The 18819-nt window shown below is 52.0% G+C and carries 17 protein-coding genes and 1 riboswitch; of the genes, 3 read left to right on the top strand and 14 right to left on the bottom strand.

The annotated features are described in order from the left end of the window. Nucleotides 1–656: 656 nt before the first annotated feature. The gene (locus AC50Y3_RS10095; protein WP_494818651.1) at nucleotides 657–1496 is read right to left on the bottom strand and encodes a sugar phosphate isomerase/epimerase family protein; all 840 of its coding nucleotides are present in this window, start codon (nucleotides 1494–1496) and stop codon (nucleotides 657–659) included. Nucleotides 1497–1517: 21 nt separating this feature from the next. Continuing rightward, a complete protein-coding gene (locus AC50Y3_RS10090) occupies nucleotides 1518–2582 on the bottom strand; it encodes a Gfo/Idh/MocA family protein (protein WP_494818650.1) in 1065 nt (354 codons plus the stop codon). A 124-nt stretch (nucleotides 2583–2706) separates the two neighbouring features. Between AC50Y3_RS10090 and AC50Y3_RS10085 the strand changes: the two genes are divergently transcribed. After that, the gene (locus AC50Y3_RS10085) at nucleotides 2707–3573 is read left to right on the top strand and encodes a helix-turn-helix domain-containing protein (protein ID WP_494818649.1); all 867 of its coding nucleotides are present in this window, start codon (nucleotides 2707–2709) and stop codon (nucleotides 3571–3573) included. Between the two features lie 22 nt (nucleotides 3574–3595). Here AC50Y3_RS10085 and AC50Y3_RS10080 read toward each other — a convergent pair whose 3' ends face one another. From AC50Y3_RS10080 to AC50Y3_RS10045, 8 genes are all read right to left on the bottom strand, one after another. Further along, entirely contained in the window at nucleotides 3596–4474 is an 879-nt protein-coding gene (locus AC50Y3_RS10080; RefSeq protein WP_494818648.1) for a phytanoyl-CoA dioxygenase family protein, read from the bottom strand. Nucleotides 4475–4573: 99 nt separating this feature from the next. After that, nucleotides 4574–5461, bottom strand: coding sequence for an AraC family transcriptional regulator (locus AC50Y3_RS10075; protein WP_494818647.1), 888 nt, complete (start codon nucleotides 5459–5461; stop codon nucleotides 4574–4576). Between the two features lie 13 nt (nucleotides 5462–5474). Next, on the bottom strand, nucleotides 5475–7520 hold the full coding sequence (locus AC50Y3_RS10070) for a molybdopterin-containing oxidoreductase family protein (protein ID WP_494818646.1): 2046 nt from the start codon (nucleotides 7518–7520) through the stop codon (nucleotides 5475–5477). 159 nt (nucleotides 7521–7679) lie between these two features. Further along, nucleotides 7680–8675 (bottom strand): aldo/keto reductase, encoded by a 996-nt coding sequence (locus AC50Y3_RS10065; RefSeq protein WP_494818645.1) that lies wholly within the window; start codon nucleotides 8673–8675, stop codon nucleotides 7680–7682. 48 nt (nucleotides 8676–8723) lie between these two features. Then, complete coding sequence (locus AC50Y3_RS10060) at nucleotides 8724–9485, bottom strand: SDR family NAD(P)-dependent oxidoreductase (RefSeq protein ID WP_494818644.1); 762 nt, start codon at nucleotides 9483–9485, stop codon at nucleotides 8724–8726. Further along, the gene (locus tag AC50Y3_RS10055; RefSeq protein WP_494818643.1) at nucleotides 9482–10288 is read right to left on the bottom strand and encodes an SDR family NAD(P)-dependent oxidoreductase; all 807 of its coding nucleotides are present in this window, start codon (nucleotides 10286–10288) and stop codon (nucleotides 9482–9484) included. Before AC50Y3_RS10055 ends, AC50Y3_RS10060 begins: the two co-directional genes overlap by 4 nt. After that, nucleotides 10285–11292 (bottom strand): sugar phosphate isomerase/epimerase family protein, encoded by a 1008-nt coding sequence (locus AC50Y3_RS10050; protein WP_494819215.1) that lies wholly within the window; start codon nucleotides 11290–11292, stop codon nucleotides 10285–10287. The genes AC50Y3_RS10055 and AC50Y3_RS10050 overlap by 4 nt, the downstream gene beginning before the upstream one ends. 50 nt (nucleotides 11293–11342) lie before the next feature. Next, nucleotides 11343–12116: an SDR family NAD(P)-dependent oxidoreductase gene (locus tag AC50Y3_RS10045; RefSeq protein ID WP_494818642.1), complete on the bottom strand. Its 774-nt coding sequence runs from the start codon at nucleotides 12114–12116 to the stop codon at nucleotides 11343–11345. A gap of 95 nt (nucleotides 12117–12211) precedes the next feature. Between AC50Y3_RS10045 and AC50Y3_RS10040 the strand changes: the two genes are divergently transcribed. Then, complete coding sequence (locus tag AC50Y3_RS10040) at nucleotides 12212–13150, top strand: helix-turn-helix transcriptional regulator (RefSeq protein ID WP_494818641.1); 939 nt, start codon at nucleotides 12212–12214, stop codon at nucleotides 13148–13150. 55 nt (nucleotides 13151–13205) lie between these two features. Here the strand turns inward: AC50Y3_RS10040 and AC50Y3_RS10035 are convergent, their stop codons facing one another. Further along, the gene (locus AC50Y3_RS10035) at nucleotides 13206–14183 is read right to left on the bottom strand and encodes an aldo/keto reductase (RefSeq protein ID WP_494818640.1); all 978 of its coding nucleotides are present in this window, start codon (nucleotides 14181–14183) and stop codon (nucleotides 13206–13208) included. Nucleotides 14184–14318: 135 nt separating this feature from the next. Further along, nucleotides 14319–14448: riboswitch (SAM riboswitch) on the top strand. 101 nt (nucleotides 14449–14549) lie between these two features. On the opposite strand from AC50Y3_RS10035, the gene AC50Y3_RS10030 reads away from it, so the two are divergent. Then, complete coding sequence (locus AC50Y3_RS10030) at nucleotides 14550–15089, top strand: hypothetical protein (protein WP_494818639.1); 540 nt, start codon at nucleotides 14550–14552, stop codon at nucleotides 15087–15089. Nucleotides 15090–15465: 376 nt separating this feature from the next. Here AC50Y3_RS10030 and AC50Y3_RS10025 read toward each other — a convergent pair whose 3' ends face one another. The 3 genes from AC50Y3_RS10025 to AC50Y3_RS10015 form a co-directional block, all read right to left on the bottom strand. After that, a complete protein-coding gene (locus AC50Y3_RS10025) occupies nucleotides 15466–16566 on the bottom strand; it encodes a polysaccharide deacetylase family protein (protein ID WP_494818638.1) in 1101 nt (366 codons plus the stop codon). Nucleotides 16567–16790: 224 nt separating this feature from the next. After that, the gene (sigK, locus tag AC50Y3_RS10020; protein WP_494818637.1) at nucleotides 16791–17492 is read right to left on the bottom strand and encodes an RNA polymerase sporulation sigma factor SigK; all 702 of its coding nucleotides are present in this window, start codon (nucleotides 17490–17492) and stop codon (nucleotides 16791–16793) included. Between the two features lie 229 nt (nucleotides 17493–17721). Further along, entirely contained in the window at nucleotides 17722–18819 is a 1098-nt protein-coding gene (locus AC50Y3_RS10015) for a Gfo/Idh/MocA family protein (protein WP_494819214.1), read from the bottom strand.

The raw sequence follows: 18819 nt of genomic DNA, 5'->3' as shown, positions 1-18819 counted from the left end.
ATCCACGGATGTCCTGCTAGAAGTTCCCAGAGAGCGCGAATCGTCAAATAATGCCAACCCGGTTCGTGAAATTTCATTGAAGCTATCTGGAGGCAAATAAACACCGTACGGTTCGTTAGAAATTTCCGCGAAAAGCTAACGAACCGTACGGGCGTTATTGGGCCGAATTTCGGGGCTTCGAGATTCTAACGAACCACAGAGGCGTTATTTCGGGGAAAACGGTCTCAAAATACCCGGAAACCGTCAAATAAGACCTCTACGGTTCGTTAGATTTTATTTGGTGCTGTTTTCACTCAAATAAGCACCGTACGGTTCGTTAGAAATTTCCGCAAAAAGCTAACGAACCGAACAGGCGTTATTGGACCGAATTTCGAGGCTTCGAGCTTCTAACGAACCACAGAGGCTTTATTTCGGGGAAAACGGCCTCAAAATACCCGGAATCCGTCGAATAAGACCTCTACGGTTCGTTAGATTTTATTTGGTGGAGTTTTCGCTCAAATAAGACCCGTACGGTTCGTTAGAGCTTTCCGAGAAAAGCTAACGAACCGTACAGGCGTTATTAGGCCGAACATCGCCCAACCGACCCCCGGCACAAAACAAAAAATCCCGCAAAGTCCGGCTCTCACAGCCGGCCCCCGCGGGATTCACGATCTCTATTAAGCCAAGCCAGCCGCGGTATACACGCGGTCGAAGCCTGCCTGGGAGCGTGCAAGCAGCTCCTCCGGTGATTGCGCAGGCGGTTCGGCCGTGAGGATCTCCTGCGTAACCGAACCTTTGTAACCAATCGCGTTCAGCGCCCGAAGGAACCCGGCCAGATCGATAACGCCTTCGCCCGGATAGAGTCTGCCATTATCGCGTACCTCTTCCAAAGGCAGATCAGGCGCATCGTTAATGTGAACATGCACGATCTGATCCGGTGTAAGCGCCTCGATATCGGCAACGGTCAAGCCGTTCGTGTACCAGTGGTACGCATCGAACAACAAGCCGACATTCGGTTCGCCAATTGCCGCGATCCAATCGAGCGTTTCCTCCAGCGTCCACAGGAACGGATTCGTCCAAGCGGTGCGCAGATGATGCGGGCCAACAAATTCAAGGCCCAAGGAAATGCCATATGCGCCGAGAATCTGTGCGCAAGTGCGCAGTCTGCGAGTAGCGAGCACCGTGAAATGTGCCGCCTTAAAGTTCGTTGCAGGCAGCACATAGGTGCAGCAGCGCGTGCAGCCCAGAGCCGCCGCCGCTGCAGCTTCCTCAGCCAGCTTGCTGAGTCCTTCGCGGAACTTCTCCTCCGAATCCCGCCATTCCACGGAAAGACCGATCGAGCCAATGGCTACTTCATGTTTCGCGAGAAGCGCCTTAGCGCCTTCCAAACCATTGCGCTCAATAAGTCCCTTCGCGTTAATATCTACCGTATGAAAGCCATACTGGCTTGCGGCTGCGATTAGATTCTCATCGCTTCCGATCTTGCCGAGTCCGGCATGTGATAACCCTCTTAGCATGTGCATGATCCTCCAATTGTTTTATAGATTCCAGTCCAGCTTCACTTCATTACCGGTACGAGAGGATTCGTAGATCGCATCCAGCACCAAATTGTTCGTAAACCCGGACAGTGCAGACGTTATAGGCTGTTTACCCTCTTTAATGCAGCTCAAGAAATGGCGGCTGAGACGCAAGCGCTCATTCTCGTCGTTCTCCGGCTTGCTGAGCGGAATTTCCATCGGCTGATTGAACTTCTCCGTGAGCAGCTTGCCTTTAGCTCCACGGTAACTAGCGCCGCCTTCCGTACCCATCAAATGCACGAATGGCGTATTGTCCGTGTCCATATGAACGGCCCAGCTGACCTCAAGCGACAAGGTGCTGCCGTTATCCATTTTGATCAAAGCGGTTGCCAAGTCCTCCACATCATAGATACCGTCCCAATTCGGCTTGCCCCAAGTACCGATCCCTTTACGCTTCGGTCCGAACTCCGCATAGGTGGCGCCATAAACGGACACCGGCTTCGGATTGCCCATAAGGTACAGCGCGAGATCCAGCATATGCACGCCGATATCAATCAACGGACCGCCGCCCGATTGATCGCTACGTGTAAACCAAGTGCCCCAGCCCGGTATGCCTTTGCGGCGGTACCAGCCTGTTTTGGCTGTATAAATGTGACCCAGCTCGCCGCGGTCGATTTGTTCCTTGATTTGCATCGGAACCGACTCCCAGCGCATCTGATGCGCGATCATGACGACACGATCGGAGGAGCGGCTCGCTTTCAGAATTTGTCTGGCTGCATCGGCGTTGATACCCATCGGTTTCTCCAGCAGCACATGCTTGCCGGCTTCAATCGCTTGAATCGCAAGCTCCGCATGATACTGGTTCGGAACACCAATGACAACAGCATCCACATTGTCGCTGTGAATCAGCGCTTCTGGCGATGCCAGCACTTCAGCAATACCGTATTCTTTGGCCCTCTGTTCTGCCAAAGGCAGGAACACATCCGTGATTGCAGTGATTTGGCAGAGCTCGCCGAGCTGCGAGAATTGTGCTGCGTGAACGCTTCCAATATTTCCTGCACCAATAATACCAATTCGAATCGCCATGTTAATCCAACTGCCTCCTCGGATCCATCACTTCTTCTACCACTTCTATGATAAAGTAGTAAATAGAAAAAAGCTTGACTCATATTTCGATAAACGTCCCATTTCTTCGGAGGCCGCCTATTCTATGACCTTTTTTCCAGATTACTTGAAATCATATCCGAATATGGATACCGCGTTTCCGCTGCATATGAGCTTGAACACACTCAAACAAGGGTTTCGGGCACACCGCCACGATTTCCTGGAGTTCTCCTATGTCGTTGACGGCCGAGGCTGGGAAAGCATCAACGATGTGAAACATGAGATGCTCCCGGGCACGTTTACGTTCGTGCAGCCGTATCAGGTCCATGAGATCTTCACGGAACCCGGCAGCACGCTCGTGCTTTACAATTGCAATTTCAGCATGGATCTGCTCATCGATTCCGGTCATGGCGACGGATTAACAGACTTGATCGAGCCTAGCCTCCTTGAACCGTATACGACATTTACCGGCCCGAAGCACAAGAGAATGCTATATCTCATTGAAGACATGCTGAAGGAGTACACGGAGAATGAACCGTGGCGACAAACGCTGCTGCAGGCGCGATTGAAGGAGCTGCTCGTTTGTTTCGACCGGGAGCGAAGAGCAAATCAGCCGGAGAACATTCCTTTAACCACCCCTGGCAAAACGAATTTGTCCATCTGGCCGATCATCCATCACATTCACCGCAATTATCGCGAAGAGCTTACCTTATCACAGCTGTCGGAGCGTTTCGGCATGAGCGTCTCCCGCATCAGCGAAGTGATCAAGGAAACGACCGGCCAAACCTTCGTTCATTTCGTCCATGATTTGCGCTTGCGTCATGCAAGCAGCCTTCTGGTGTCCACCGATTACAGCGTCGTGGATGTCGCGCTTGAAGTCGGCTTCGGTTCATATAAAACCTTTGTCCGCATCTTCCGCGAACGTAAAGGCATGGTGCCGATGGCCTATCGGAAAGCAAAACGGCCCCAGTAATGGGGCCGTTTCTTATTATAAGCTACACGCGGTGCATGCTCTTCCCTTTTTCTTCTCTAACCTCACGCCACATCTTGCGCCACTCCGTTACATCTGTCAGCACGCTTGCCGGGTCATATGCACTCCGAACCGGGAAGGAAGGATGCATCGAACGCCCGGATGGTGCGCCTGTCTTATGATAGCGCAAATCAATCGACCACCTTATGATATCGGATCGATTGGAGATCCCTCTGTGCGGCGTGTACTTGTTCATGATGACGAGGCCGCCCTTCTTGCACTCCGCTAACACTGGTGTTACGGTAGGCAGCTTCTCAGGAACGATCGTCGTTCCGCCTTCCGCGCGATGGTTGATGTATCCCTGCTTGAACACATGCGGCATGATCTCCATACAGCCGGTTTCGGCGGTTGCATCCACAAGCGGCAGCCAGAACGTAATAATCTCCGATGCTTCCGAGTCAGGCGAGGTGACGGCACAATCCTGATGCCAAGGGACATTTTGAAAATAATCCGGTTCCGACTGTGTGGACTTCGCCGGATGTTTCGCACGGATATGCTGAATGGGGTTACAGCTGAGCTCCGTTCCTAATAGGCATTCGACAAGATCAAGCAGCCCTTCGCTGCCCATGAAACGAAAGATCGCTTCACCCAAGTAGCCGTTAATATCAAACCCCCGGCTTATTTCCTTATTTTGCTCATACAACCTTGTAAATCGTTTCTCGAATGGCTCATCCTCGTACAGTTCAGTCAGCTTGCCCTCAGCCAGCAGTTGTCTGGCCCTAGTATCCAATTCAGCCGAAAGCTCGTCTATAACGGGCTGCAGCTCCTCATTCGTGAATACATTCGGCACAATCAAATACCCTTCGGTTTGATATCGGATCATTTGCTCAAGCGTCAATCGCATTCGCCCACCGACCGCCTTTGATCTAGGATTGTTCTTCTCTCCTTCATCATAGCGGCGCCGACATCTGATAGGAAGGTAGAATCTTACACCGAATACGGACTATATTATCCGATATTCGCTCGGTGCCCGCCCATGGTGTCTGCGAAACAGTCTGGCAAAATACGAAGCATCCTCATAGCCCAGCATCTCAGCAATCGTGAATACGGGAAAATCCGTATACAGCAGCAGCTTCTCCGCCTCTGTCATGCGCAGCTGCTGGAGATAAGCCATAGGTGTCATCGATGTATGCGCTTTAAATACACGGCATAAGTAATTCGGCGTCCAATGGACATGCTGCGCCAGTTCCTCCAGCTTAAGCTGCTCGCCAATATGTGCGCGCATATATTGCTGCAGAGCGTTGATTTCACCGGTTATGGCTCCAGCTTGCCGCTCTGTGGACGTCGAATCGATGACCTGCTCACTAAGCTTCCCTATCGTTTGTTCAACGCGCAGCATCAGCTCGATCACCATCAGCGACAGATGCTCGGTTGAGACATATCGATTGCTGGGGTCAAGTAGCCGATTAAACCCTTCAAGCAGAAAAGGCCTAAGCGAGGGCGGTACGAGAATGGGCTCATCACGGAAACCGGCAGGCAGCACATATCCTCTCTTCTCTTCGATCCAATCGAATAGATTCACCGTTTGCGCAGGCTCGTTGCTCCCTTCAACGCGAAGCAGAAACGTACATTCCAGATTATGCAGCCCGATATCGTCATCCGCATGAAACTGATGCCATTCGTTCGGGTTGATCACATACAAGAAGCCGGGCAATGCCCGGCTCTTCCTGTCGTTTACGAGGAAGCTTCCCGCTCCTCCCGTTATATACATCAAATGAAAAACCGGATGTTGGTGCCGCGTCGTCAACACGCCTTTACGGCCCTGCTGCCGATCCGTCGTCATATGCTCCGGACGTAAGCTTTGCCCTTGCATTTCCAGCCGTAAGCTCATGCCTGCCACCTCGTCACCGTTTGTCGACTTGCACCCGTCCGGAGAAGAAGGTCGCTCCTCTTCCCATATCCGCCACCCGGTCCGGGGTGAGCGCATTAACCATCGCCTTGCCGCCGTCAGTCCCATCCGCCCATAATCCCTGGCTGACAACGACACCTGCCAGCACATCGTCACCTACTGCCGCAGTGAGCTCGCAGCTAGCGCGATCATTCCACACTCGAATGACATTGCCGTTCTCGATCCCTCGTGCTTCTGCATCGGCGCGGTTCATGTGCAGCTTCGGCGTTTTCTCCATGGCAACATGCTTCTCGTTGTTGGAGAACGTCGAATTCAAGAAATTATGATTGACTGTCGGTATGAATAAGAACGGATAGGGTCCGTCGTCCACAAGTGGCGTGTATGTCGGCATTGGCGGGTAACCTTTGCGTTCCATTGAAGCCGAATAGAGCTCAATTCGACCGCTCGGCGTCCGCAGTTTACCTGGGAACAGCGGCTTCACATTTGCTTTGATCGCACCGTGTTCCTGAAGCGTCTGCAGTGAAATCTCGGCCAAATTCGGATTATTCGGGTTGTTCAGCGCCTGCTCAATCATGGCCTCATCCGAATCCTGAAGCGCCTCTTCCTCATAGCCCATCGCCGCCGCAAGCAGTCTGAACACTTCGGAGTTCGACTTGCTTTCTCCATATGCCGCTGCAACCGGCTGCTGAAGGTGCACATAGTGATGCCAATAGGAAAGGTAGAGATCGGTATTCTCAAAAGCCGACGTAGCCGGCAGTACAATATCCGCAAATGCAGCCGTCTCCGTCAGGAACAAATCATGGACAACCGTAAACAGATCCTCGCGTAAGAGACCTTCTCTTACTTTAGTTGCGCTCGGTGCTACGACAGCCGGATTGGAGTTGTACACATACAAGGAGGAAATTGGCGGCATATCCGAATCCGTCAGCGCACTGCCGAGTAGATTCATATTCACCTCGCGAGCGCCTCCCGCGGCTCGCAGATCCGGTCGTTCCAGTGCGGACTTATTTAAAGCCAAATAACCGCCGTTTCCTTTAATCGCACCGCCGCCCCGCTTCATCCATTGCCCTGATACCGCCGGAAGACAGGCGATTGCGCGAGTCGTCATGCCGCCGTTATCATGATGCTGCGGACCGTTTCCGATACGGATAAACGCCGCTTCACTGCCGCCATACATACGGGCCAGTTTATAGAGATCATCGACCGGCACGCCTGTAATCGAGGATACCACCTCAGGTGTGTACGATTTCACATGTTCACGAAGCTGTTCATGGCCAACCGTAAACTGCTCCATGAACAACTCATCTGTCAGCTTCTCGGCGAATAGAATATGCATCATTCCAAGTGCGAGCGCCGCATCTGTACCGGGCATAACCGGAATGAACCAATCCGCCCACTTCGCGGTCCGATTGCGGTGAACATCGATAACGACAACAGTCGCACCATTCTTGCGCGCTTTCTCGGCAATCGTCACTTGGTGCATATTCGTGCTGACCGCGTTGATTCCCCACATGATGATCAGCTTCGCATGAACGGTTTCCTCCGGATCGGTACCGTAGCTTCCACCCATGGTGTAGCCGTACCCTTCTGTACCCGCAGCCTCGCAGATCGAATAAATCAGCTTGCTTGCCCCCATCCGATTGAAGAATCGGCGGCCTAAACCTTCCGTGCCAATACGACCCATGTTGCCATAAAAGCTGTAAGGCAGAATTGCTTCCGGCCCTTCATCTGCAATCAAATGCTTCCACTTGGACGTTATCGTGCCGATGGCGTCCTCCCAAGTAATGCGTTCAAACTGCCCGCTCCCTTTGGGACCGACACGCTTAAGCGGATATTGCAAACGATCCTTATCGTAGATGCGTTCCGTCATGTTCCGAACCTTATTGCAGATCGCCCCTTGCGTAACCGGATGCTCGGGATCGCCTTCTATTTTCACAATTCGACCATTCTCTTTATGTACAAGAAGTCCGCACTGATCGGGACAATCCAGTGAGCAGACCGATGGAAATACGCCATTCGGTTCCAAATAAGTTGCTGTCATCCTGCGATTCACTCCTTCACTTTCACTTCCGCGGTACACATGAATCTATTATATCGGGTGCAGCCTTGTGTGAAAAGCGCAGGCAAGGTTAGCCTTTCTTCTAGTATAAACAAGAAAGGCCTGCATCCCTACACTGCAGGATGCAAGCCTTCGCTATTGTCATACGGCGGAAACGTAGGAGCCCGTCTCCAAGAATCGCAATTGCGCAGGCGTGAGTGTAACCTCACTTGCTGCGCAGCTATCCAGCACGTATGCCGGCTTCGAGGCGCCGATAATCGGAAACACCGGGAACGGCTGCGAGGTTAAATACGCCAGCGCAATAACTGTGCTGGTCGTCTCGAGCTCGGCCGCAAGCTGCTGTACACGCTCCAGACGGTCGAAGCTGGCGTCATTGAAATACATCTTCTGCACGCCTGCTGCGCTGCCTTGATTGCCTGCATCCTTGCCTCTTGCATATCGGCCGCTGAAGAAGCCGTTCGCTTGCGACGAATAAGGAATGACGGCCATCCCCGACTCGGCAAAATAATTCCGATCCGCATCGCTCATCACCACGAGTGTCGGATCTCCAATTGAACCCGGCGTACATACGGCTAGATTCCAGAGTGGCTGACTAGCCGCGAAAGGCGTTAACCCATGTTCAGCAGCATAGCTCTGCGCTTGTTCGATCCGCTCCACCGTCCAGTTGGAGCAACCGATGCTGCGGATGCGGCCGGCCTTCACTTCGTCATGCAGCGTCTCCATGATCTCGCCAACCGGTACGCTCGCATCGTCGCGATGCAGCCAGTAGAGGTCGATATAATCGGTCTGGAGCTGGCGCAAGCTTCTCGCAATATCCGCTTCGATATCTGCTCGTCCAAGCCTTGGGATATGCATCGTCGCAAGCTCCGGATGCGCGCCTTTCGTCGCTAGAATAAGCTGCTCGCGATGGCCGCGTTCCTTCAGCCATTCTCCGATCCGGATTTCCGTCAAGCTTCTTCCTTGGCCGAGCCAATCGTCATATACGAGCGCAGTATCGATAAAATTGCCGCCCTGCTCCAGATAGAGATCAAACAGACGGAACGCATCCTCGCGCGGCATTCCGCCGCCGAAACCGGCTGTCCCCATACAAATGACAGCTGCGTTTAAAGGTGTTCCCGGTATGTTGCGATAACGCATTATTCATTTCCTCCCAGATCCCATTTTCAGCCAGCTGCAAGCTTGCAGTTATTTTAAAGTAATTCCACCGTCCACAATGAGCACTTGACCGTTAATCTGCTTACTCATGCCGGATGACATGAAGACAACCGCATCCGCGATATCCTCTCCGGTTTGCAATCGCCCGGCTAGAGCAGCCATTTGCTCTTCATCCATTCCGTTCGCTTTCCACCTTGCGACCTCGCCCTCCGATGCCACCCAGCCCGGCTGCACGCAATTCACCCGAATGCCGTGCTTCACAAGCCCCTTTGCCAGATTCCGCGTCAACGTGACGATGCCGCCTTTGGAAACGGCATAAGCCATCGTAGCCGGCTCGCCTGCAGTCGCATGGTTGGAGCCAATATTGATAATGACGCCGCTGCCCCGTTCAATCATGCCAGGCACGACGGCTTGGCACAGCATATAGGCACCCTTGAGATTAATGCCGAGCACGTTATCCCAGAACGCTTCATCGGTGTTCAGCAAATCAGCTCTTGGGAAAATCCCCGCATTGTTGACGAGCACATCGATAGCACCGCCGAATTGACGCATCGTCTCGTTAACGAGCGACTGCACTTCATTCAGCTTGGAAACATCGCAGCGGATAAAATAAACCTCATCCCAAGTATCCGCAAGCTGCCTAGCCGTCTCAGCACCACTCTCGTCATGATCGGCAATGATGACCCTCGCTCCGCACTCCAGAAATCGCTTCGCAATTGCACGTCCGATTCCTTTAGCCCCGCCTGTGACAACGACCGTTTTCCCTTCAAACGTGATGAGGGGAGCCGTCATGACCGCAGTGCATCCTTCCGCGCTGCCTCATAGGCGATACTCGGAATCTGGGTCGCGAATTTGCCTCCGCTTACGTCGATCATCGTACCGGTAATATATCCGGCAAGGTCAGAAGCAAGGAAGCAGATCAGGTTCGCGACATCGTCCTTGCTGCCCCAGCGCCGAAGCGTAAGCGTATCCAGCAGCCGCTGCTGACGCTCCTCCGGCTGCTCTGCATAACGGTTCATGTCCGTCGGAATCATCCCCGGCGAATAACAATTCACGGTAATGTCATAGGGGCCAAGCTCGCCCGCAAGCACCCGTGTGAACTGTTTTACCGCAGCTTTGGAAGAAGCATACGCCGCGCTTCCGTAAGCCGGCACGATCGCAGCGAAGGAGGCCGCGTTCAAGATACGGCCCGAGCCTTGGGTTTTCATAATCGGGACAACTGCTTGGCACATCAGAAAGGTACCCTTCAAATTAATATCCATGTTGGCGTCCCAAATGTCTTCCTTGAGCAGCTCAACAGTGCCGCCGCTGGCCACTCCGGCATTGTTGATTAAGATATCTATTCGCCCAAACCGGCTCCGTACCTCCTCCACAACCTCAGCGATTCTTGCCGAATCCCGCACATCACAGATGAACTGCGCGCCTGTAAGCTGCTCCTCCGCGAATTGCAGCGCCAGGTCATCGAGCAGCTCTTGCTTGATATCCGTTGCAATCGTAATGACGCCTTCCTTTGCAAGCGTGAGTGCAATATGACGTCCAATCCCTCTGCCGGCACCGGTAACGATGGCTACTTTCCCTTGTAAATCGATGATCATGACAATGCCTCCTCCTCTGGTTTCACAGTGTTCAAGCTGTTCATCAGCTGCTGCACATAAGCGATGCTCGACAAGAGCTGCGACTGCTCGTAGGCTGCAACGATTTCCACCGTTTCTCCCCGTTCATGCGGCGTACGCCAATCGGCGGACGGCTTCGCATTGCGCTGAACGAAACGGAGCAGCTCCGCCAATTCTCTGGCGGATCGCGCCGGGTATTCCGGCCAGTAATCATCGGCAAGCACCCTTGTATGCCTAGCATCCAATGCTCCCATTTCAATGGACATACACAGCTCGTTCGCTGCCTGGCTTTCGCGAAACACATTCAATAGCGCCGGAAAATCCACCGCACCCTGTCCGATTGGACAGCGGACGAGCATGTAGCCTTCCGCACTCGGATAAATCCAATAATCCTTTAAGTGGACATGTTTGAGGTAAGGAGAGATCCGCTTGGCAAATTCGACGGGTTCCTCTGCAGTCGCGAGCGGATTGCCCGTATCCAGCGTTAATCCGAAATTCGGGGAACCGATCGATTCGCACAGCCAGATCAGCTCTTCCGAGCAAAGATCCTGATGGTTCTCCAGCGCTAGAATGACGCCTGCTTCTTCTGCCAGAGCTGTTGCAGCAGTGAGCCCTGCGCGAACCTCCTCGAGGAAAGGCTGCCAACTCCCGACTAAGTGACGGCGATCTCCGCCAAACTTCGCTCCGCCTGCCACTGTGCGTACAACCTTGGCTCCGACTGCCTTTGCGACGTGGAAAGCTTCACCTAATCGAGCAGCATCGAAGCCGTCAGAAGCGATTGTGATATAGAGCTCATTCGCCTCGACTTTACTTGCTATGGCTCTGTGGTCACAACCTTCCAGCATCGGGAGGGACAGCTCCACGCCTTGCAGACTATTTTGCAGCGCCATGTTCATGACTTCCTCGGCCGATATTCTCGGCCTTCCTGCACGTGGGTGCAAGCCCATCGCATAGGTCGTACCAAATACGGATAAGCCAAAACGCATCACGATCACCCTTTCGTATCCAACTGTCCAACTAAGTGATGAAGCCCTTTTTATTTTGCCGTCCAACCGCCGTCAACCGTTAACGCCCCGCCTGTCATGAAGCTGGATGCATCTGACGCGAGGAATAAAGTCGGTCCTGCAATTTCGTCTGGTCTTCCCCACCGCCCCAGCGCAATTTGATCGACAAAAAACCGATTCGCTTCCGGATTGTTCATCACAACCGTATTGAGCTCAGTAGCGATCGGACCGGGACAAAGCGCGTTCACGGTAATATTGAAGGGGGCAAGCTCTAAGGCCAGCACCTTGGTTAGCTGAATGACGCCGCCCTTACTGGCACAGTAGGCACTTCTCTCCGGCAGACCGACCATACCGAGCATCGAAGCCACGTTAATAATTCGGCCGGATCGCTGTTCTTTCATGATCGGCGTAACCGCGCGGATGCACAGGTAGGGTGCTTTTAAATTTGTACCCATCACCAGATCCCAGCTTGTTTCATCGTAGCTTTCGATCGGCTTGCGAATGTTGATTCCCGCATTGTTGATCAAAATATCGATCCGTCCGTAGCGCTCTTTGACAGCTTGCACCAGCTGCTCCACCTGGTCGGCATCCGTTAGCTCAGCTGCCATTCCTATCACTTCAGTACCTGTATCAATAGATAGTTGCTTGGCAATTTCAGCTGCTTTCTCCTCTGAACGACTTGTAATAACGACCGCTGCTCCCGCTTCAGCCAAGGTTTGTGCCATCACAACGCCAAGTCCGCCGGTCCCTCCTGTAATTAATGCAACTTTACCTGTTATTTGAAATAAATGGCTGCTGCTATTCATGTCGAGATCACCCGTTCCTTTCATCCTTGTTAAGGAATGCGCTTACATGTTAACATTTCAGTATCTGGAAGGCTTTACATAAAGGTGATCGTTTTTTGGACTTTTCCGAACTCGGCGTACAAGGCGGTGCTGAACAATTGGACAAAGCTCTTTTTCCTCCGATTAGGCAAACGGCTTTAAGGGACATCTCCCCTGTTATCCATTGGGCGCGGCAGCATTACCGTGCTCCGGCGTTCAAGTGGAGCCGACGAATCTATGATTTTCAGCTCATTTATGTGAAACATGGCGAGATCAGGGCAACGATTGAAGGGGAAGTCATTGAAGTTCGAGCAGGCAGTTTGCTTGTTTTAACACCTTGGCGATACCATCGCATCGAGGTGCTGACGGAACCGCATGCAGAGCTGCTTGGTATTCATTTTGACTTTTTCGATGGCGCAGCCAACAGCCATACCATCATCGCGGATGAATCTAATCCGGATCCGGATGCCTTCAGTGAAATGCCCTATCTGGGGGCAGATCGACCGATTTTCGCAGAATCATTGCTTACGAATGTGTCACCGAGGATCATCTCCTTGTTTGAAAATGTCATTCAGGAATGGAATGATCGGCAGCAGGACTACGACAGTGTGTGCAAAGGGCTGATGATCCAACTGATCGGGTTGCTGCTCCGTCAGCAGAATGAAGGACGGGGAACGCCGCATCCGAAATATGAGAAACGGCTTCTTGAGCTGGTTCATGAGATTCGTGCCGATTGCAGCCGCCGATGGTCGAGTGCGGATATGGCGAAGTTTCTGCTCGTACATGAAGATTATATGAGTCGGCAGTTCAAAGCGATGATGGGCGTGGGGCCGAATAAATTCGTGCAGACGGTACGCCATCAGGAAGCCAAACGGCTCCTGAGGGAAACGGATCAGACGATTGAATGGATATCTGGGGCAATCGGCTATGAGGATTTTCACTATTTCAGCCGGATTTTCAGACGCTGGGAAGGGATGTCGGCCATGCAGTTTAGGAAGCTGTCGCGGACGATATAGAAGAAGGACAGCCTCTGCGTCACCCGTTCGCGGGGATTGGAGACTGTCCTTTTCATTAAGGTAAACGGTAGAGCGCAAACGGTTTGCCGTAACGGAATTCTTCGCTCCATGCGTTCAGAGCATCCGTTACCTCTTGACCAAGATTCATTTCAACACTATTTAAGTTATCTTCCAGCTGCTCGACACGTGTGGCACCGACAATGACTGTCGAGATTGCAGGCCGTTCCATAAGCCATGCGAGCGAAATCGCACTCGCGCTATAGCCGCTGTCAGCCGCGAGTTTGCTTACCTGTTGCCCCAACGTAATTCTTCGTTCATCCAGGAAGCGAACGAAGCTAGGGTCGGTAACAACTCTGGAGCTTACCGGTGCTTCTTCCGCCGTTAAGCCGTATTTGCCGGTCAGAATGCCGCCTGCCAGTGGGAAATACGGGATGATGCCTACGCCTTGATCCAAACATACCGGAACAAGCTCTTGCTCGGGAGTCCGATCTGCGAGCGAATAGCTGGTTTGCGTGGATACGAACCTCGCAATGCCTTTGGAATCGCTGATCCCCTGCGCTTTCATCAGCTCCCACGCGGCATAGTTGGAAGCGCCAATATAACGAACCTTGCCTGAACGAACCATATCTTCGAGCGCAGCTAATGTTTCCTCTAGCGGCGTGTGCGGGTCGAATGTATGGATTTGATACAGGTCGACATAGTCGGTTCGCAGACGTTTCAGGCTGTTTTCCAGCTCCTGCATCAGATGGCGGCGAGAAGATCCTTTGGCATTCGGACCTGCGCCCCTCACTAGTCCTGCCTTCGTAGCCAGCACGGCTTGGTCCCGCTTTCCCTCTAATGCCACCCCGATAATTCGTTCCGATTCCGTGCCTGCATAAATATTAGCGGTATCAATAAAATTAATGCCTTTATCCATCGCATGATGAATAATTCGAATGGATGTTTCCTGATCGGCACGTTTCCCAAAAGCATTGGTTCCTAAGCCTAGAACGGACACTTCAAGTCCGCTTCTTCCGAGATAGCGATATTTCATACGCTGCTGAGCTCCTTCCACAAATAGCGAGTATATTGGCTTATTATACCTTAAAATGAGAGGCTGCCAAAACGCGCACCCCCTTGACATAGTGGTTGTTTATGTAGCATAATGGTAAAAATTTAATATGTATTTTTCTTATCAAGAGTAGGTGGAGGGACAAGCCCGATGATACCCGGCAACCGACAGACCTTTGTTACTGCAAAGGAATGCACGGTGCTAATTCTTGCGGAACGCTTTACGAAGCGAATCTGGGAGATAAGAGCGAGGATCTATGACATTACATTCCTATGACCTTCTCTGATTCCAGAGAAGGTCATTTTTGTTTTTCTATAAACAACTACACTTGTGTACTGGAGGATCATGATGCCGAACACGATTCCTGACCATACGACGATAGATGAATCAACCGAGTATCACCGGGATACGCTTCCCCAGCTGATTGCGCTGCTCAATTTGCGAAATTCGGTAATTGGCTATTCGTTAGAGTTTATGCAGCAGTGTAAAATTAGCCGAATCGAATGTTTTCGCTTCGACAGTGAGCTTACGGAGAGGCTTCAGCCTGGCCACGGCAGCGATTATTTCTGCGGTTTACTTGCGATCACCACAACTACGGGAGCAGTTGGGCTAGCGGAGTTTACCATCCCACGCAAAAATTTGCATGGCGACTTTGTGATGTGGGCTTCTCCCCTTCAGCGGATAAAGGGGCAGACGTTGCTCGAGAGCTTCAGCTACGTTCAGAGTAAGCTGGACACATGGGGCCCTGTGAGATCCGAGCTCATCGCGTCTGCGCTGCTGAAGCTGAAGGCGAATTCTGAGCCGACTGCAGCTCAGCACGAAGATGAACGCTACCTCTGGGATCGCTCGCACCTGCTTCGCTATACGCAGTCTTATGTTTCGTTTTAGTCAAGGCGTTGGGCGGCGGAGATGAGCTGTTGACTGTCGCTTGCCGAATGATCTAACGAACCGTACAGGTCTTATTTGAGCGAAAACACCTCCAAATAAAATCTAATGAACCGTAGAGGTCTTATTTGACGGTTTCCGGGTATTTTGAGGACGTTTTCCACGAAATAAAGCCTCTGTGGTTCGTTAGAATCTGAAAACCGCGAAATTCGGCCCAATAACGCCCGTACGGTTCGTTAGATTTTTGAGACATGCCAATTGCGACATGCGATGGCTGTCTTGCGGTAAACGGCACTCGGCACTGTGCAACTAAAAAAACGGTTGAACCTGGAATCATCCCAGTTCAACCGTCCCTTACTTCTTCGCCTTATGCAATTCTTTACGCCGCGTTGCTCATGCGCCGTTTCTCCTGCTGCAGCTTGAACGTCGATTTCGCAAGTAACGCAGCGATGATCGCCATCGCGGCCAACGTCCATAATGCCTCGCGTTTTCGTTCCGGCGCGCGGTCGAAGTGGGCATGTCCCAGCCGTTGCGTCGCTTGTTTCATAAGCGCTACCTGCAAGTCGGGATTATTCTGTGCGCCACCGGCATTGAGACGGAAACCGTTACGCTGGTAGGGGCTGTCCAGGCCATCTTTGACGGTCAAAGTCACGTCGATACCAAGCTGCGCGCAAATATCGAGCAACGGCTTGGAGAAGGCGCCGTACGGGAAAGCAAGCACATGGTTCGACTTACCAAGCTCTTGCGCCAGAACCTTATTCGCGTGCTCCAAATCCGCTTTTACCCGCTGCTGGTATTCTTTCTTCGTCTCCCGCCTTCCCTTGTCTTTCAAATAAACAGGTCCGGTCAACGCAGCTATCTTATGCTTGCCCTTTGCATCCGTAGGCTCATATAAATGAGAGTCGAAGGAATGGCTGTAAAAGGATATTCCGGTTCTTTTCATTTCCTTAACCTGGTCCCAATTCAGTTTGGGAACCCCGATGTGCCGAGGGTTGCCTATCGTGCTCACGATTAGAAAGTTAGTTGCCGGCGCCTCATACTTATGCAAGACCGGATAGACATCTTGGTAGAAAGATTCATAGCCGTCGTCGAACGTGAGCAGCACCGCATTATCCGGAACCGGCTCTCCACGCAAGATGAAACCTCGGTATTGATCCATCGTTATCCAATGAAAATTGTTGGCCTTCATCAATTCGAGCTGTCGTTCAAATTTACTGACAGGCAGTGCACTGGCATCGTGCGGATGCTTCATGACCTCGTGATACATGAGCACAATGACATGGCCTTTATAGTATTCGCCATGGGGTTCATCCGGGCCTGGCTTTAGATCTCTATTACTTGCCAGGTCCCCTTTACCATAGAACAATCGTCCGACCAAAGGCATTCGGGCATGATAAGTTTGGATGATCAAAACGCAGCAAAGAGCGGTTAGACCCAGCAGCAATGAGGTTAGAACGAATTTTCTGGTTTTTAAAGACATAGGGTCAACTCCGCCATTCAATGTAGGGGTGATTCAGCCAATCGCGCTTTCATTTATTCGACGAAGCTAGTTCGACAAATGTTGCCTAGTCCTTGAGTCCTGCCTAAGAATTACGGGATTGAACAAAAAAAGCGGAATGTCATATTGACACCCGCCTCTTAGGCTTACTTTATTAAGCTTCTAATTGTTACGTAACGGTCTCTCCTATACAGTGACCACTGTTTTCACTTCTTCGCCTTATAAAACTCATGATACAGCTTCATCAGCGCCCGCTTCTCAATGCGTGACACATACGAACGCGAGATGCCGAGCTCCTTCGCGATTTCCCGCTGCGTCCGTTCCTCGCCGCCGGCAATAAGGCCAAATCGGCCGACGACGACTTCCTTCTCGCGGTCATCCAATATATCTAAATTTTTATAAATCTTGCTCTTCTCGATTTTGAGCTGCACTTTCTCCGCGACATCATCGGCTTCCGTGCCAAGGATATCGATCAAGGTGATTTCATTGCCCTCTTTATCCGTTCCAATCGGATCGTGCAGGGAAACATCCTTGCGCGTTTTCTTCAATGACCGCAAATGCATCAGAATCTCATTTTCGATACAACGCGCCGCAAATGTCGCCAATTTCGTCCCTTTTCCGGTCTGGAAGCTTTCAATCGCTTTAATAAGCCCGATCGTACCGATCGAAATGAGGTCTTCCAGGTCCTCACCGGTGTTGTCGAATTTCTTGACGATGTGGGCAACCAATCGGAGGTTATGCTCAATGAGCAGATTGCGCGAAACTTGGTTTCCCTCTGCCATGAGCTGAAGGTGCTTGAGCTCATCTTCTTCATGCAGCGGCTGGGGAAAAGCGTTGTTCTTGACGTAAGAAACAAGGAGCGACAGCTGTTTGATAAACAATGCGATCGCCGCAAACAATCCGGGCATCGAAAAGCCACCTCCATACAATTTCGCCTCTAACAGGAGGACAACGACAAGAGTAGTTCTCCCATTACCGACAGTGAAGACTGTTCTACAGTGTATGTAGGCGGCGGCCTATACGTGCCTGTACGGCTTTATATTCCATAGTCAGGTGCACCTAGGTTGCCAGTTCCATTCCCCTAGAATTCCACAACAAAAGAGCCTTGTCATCTCATATGACAAGGCTCTTCTACACTTACACGCTATCCGCGATCTCTTGAAGCGTCACAGGACGGTTCTCTTTCATGGACAAATACGCACCGAACACCATCTGCATCGTCTTCAAATTATCCGCAACGCTGTTCTCCGCCTCGCGCTCTTCTTCCACTGCGCGCATCAGCTCGCCCATCGTCCCCATGAACGCATGCGGGAACCATTTGCCATGCAGCTTCGGCGTAAACCAGTAATCCTCATGGATCGCTTTCGTAAAGAAGCTGAGTGTGTCTTCTCGTCCAACCGGATAGTTGTACAGCGATCCGTTCGTGCCCTTGATGATCCCCTCAGTGCCTTCGAAGCGATAAGTCGCATACCAATCGTCTTCGTCAGCGATATGGTTGTGATTATCATGAATGATACCGCGTGCTTCGCCCGCAAACTTGATATGAAGCAGCGTGCGTGTCTCCCCGATCGTACGTTGACCCGGGAAACGCGCTCCGTCTGCATACACATACTCCGGTGTGCCGAACAGGAAGCGAATCGCATCCATGTAATGAATGCTGTGATACATGAATTCCAACGTCGGCATTTCGCGCAGCCAGCCCCAGTTGGCAAAATCCTGCTTCACATTGACTTGAATCGAAGCCTGCAACAGCTCCCCCAGCCAGCCGCGCCGAATGATCGTATGGCTGGCTCGAATGCTTGGCGACCACCGCATCTGCTGGTTGACGGCTCCTTTTATCCCAAAGCGTTCGCATGCTTGTTGGATACGCACAGCCTCAGGGTAAGATTCCGCCAACGGTTTCTGGCAGAGGATATGCTTGCCCGCCGCTGCTGCCCGTTCCGCGATCTCCGGCTGAATCTTCGCTGGGATAGCAAGATCCGCTATTCGCACCTCCGGGTCTGCAAGCAGCTCATCGAGCTCGTTATAGACTTTCGGAATGCCGTATTTAGCTGCAAGCTTCTCCGCCCGCTCCCGATTCACGTCATAAATGCCGACAACGCGAAGTCCGCCCATTTGATAGGCCGGCAGATGGCAGGCATCCACAATTTCACCTGCACCGACAATGCCGATGCCCATTTCTTTATTGGCAGGCAGCGCCGGGCGATACTCTAAATCCAGCCAATTCTCTTTCAT

The organism is Paenibacillus sp. J22R98 (genome assembly GCF_059383835.1).
The sequence above is the reverse complement of the archived record's forward strand: the minus strand, read 5'-3'. Positions and strand labels throughout refer to the sequence as shown.

Bases quoted from the DNA above. Each gene is read 5' to 3' on its own strand.
- AC50Y3_RS10095 (WP_494818651.1), bottom strand. From the start codon at position 1,496: ATGCTAAGAGGGTTATCACATGCCGGACTCGGCAAGATCGGAAGCGAT.
- AC50Y3_RS10090 (WP_494818650.1), bottom strand. From the start codon at position 2,582: ATGGCGATTCGAATTGGTATTATTGGTGCAGGAAATATTGGAAGCGTT.
- AC50Y3_RS10085 (WP_494818649.1), top strand. From the start codon at position 2,707: ATGACCTTTTTTCCAGATTACTTGAAATCATATCCGAATATGGATACC.
- AC50Y3_RS10080 (WP_494818648.1), bottom strand. From the start codon at position 4,474: ATGCGATTGACGCTTGAGCAAATGATCCGATATCAAACCGAAGGGTAT.
- AC50Y3_RS10075 (WP_494818647.1), bottom strand. From the start codon at position 5,461: ATGAGCTTACGGCTGGAAATGCAAGGGCAAAGCTTACGTCCGGAGCAT.
- AC50Y3_RS10070 (WP_494818646.1), bottom strand. From the start codon at position 7,520: ATGACAGCAACTTATTTGGAACCGAATGGCGTATTTCCATCGGTCTGC.
- AC50Y3_RS10065 (WP_494818645.1), bottom strand. From the start codon at position 8,675: ATGCGTTATCGCAACATACCGGGAACACCTTTAAACGCAGCTGTCATT.
- AC50Y3_RS10060 (WP_494818644.1), bottom strand. From the start codon at position 9,485: ATGACGGCTCCCCTCATCACGTTTGAAGGGAAAACGGTCGTTGTCACA.
- AC50Y3_RS10055 (WP_494818643.1), bottom strand. From the start codon at position 10,288: ATGATCATCGATTTACAAGGGAAAGTAGCCATCGTTACCGGTGCCGGC.
- AC50Y3_RS10050 (WP_494819215.1), bottom strand. From the start codon at position 11,292: ATGCGTTTTGGCTTATCCGTATTTGGTACGACCTATGCGATGGGCTTG.
- AC50Y3_RS10045 (WP_494818642.1), bottom strand. From the start codon at position 12,116: ATGAATAGCAGCAGCCATTTATTTCAAATAACAGGTAAAGTTGCATTA.
- AC50Y3_RS10035 (WP_494818640.1), bottom strand. From the start codon at position 14,183: ATGAAATATCGCTATCTCGGAAGAAGCGGACTTGAAGTGTCCGTTCTA.
- AC50Y3_RS10030 (WP_494818639.1), top strand. From the start codon at position 14,550: ATGCCGAACACGATTCCTGACCATACGACGATAGATGAATCAACCGAG.
- AC50Y3_RS10025 (WP_494818638.1), bottom strand. From the start codon at position 16,566: ATGTCTTTAAAAACCAGAAAATTCGTTCTAACCTCATTGCTGCTGGGT.
- sigK (WP_494818637.1), bottom strand. From the start codon at position 17,492: ATGCCCGGATTGTTTGCGGCGATCGCATTGTTTATCAAACAGCTGTCG.
- AC50Y3_RS10015 (WP_494819214.1), bottom strand. From the start codon at position 18,819: ATGAAAGAGAATTGGCTGGATTTAGAGTATCGCCCGGCGCTGCCTGCC.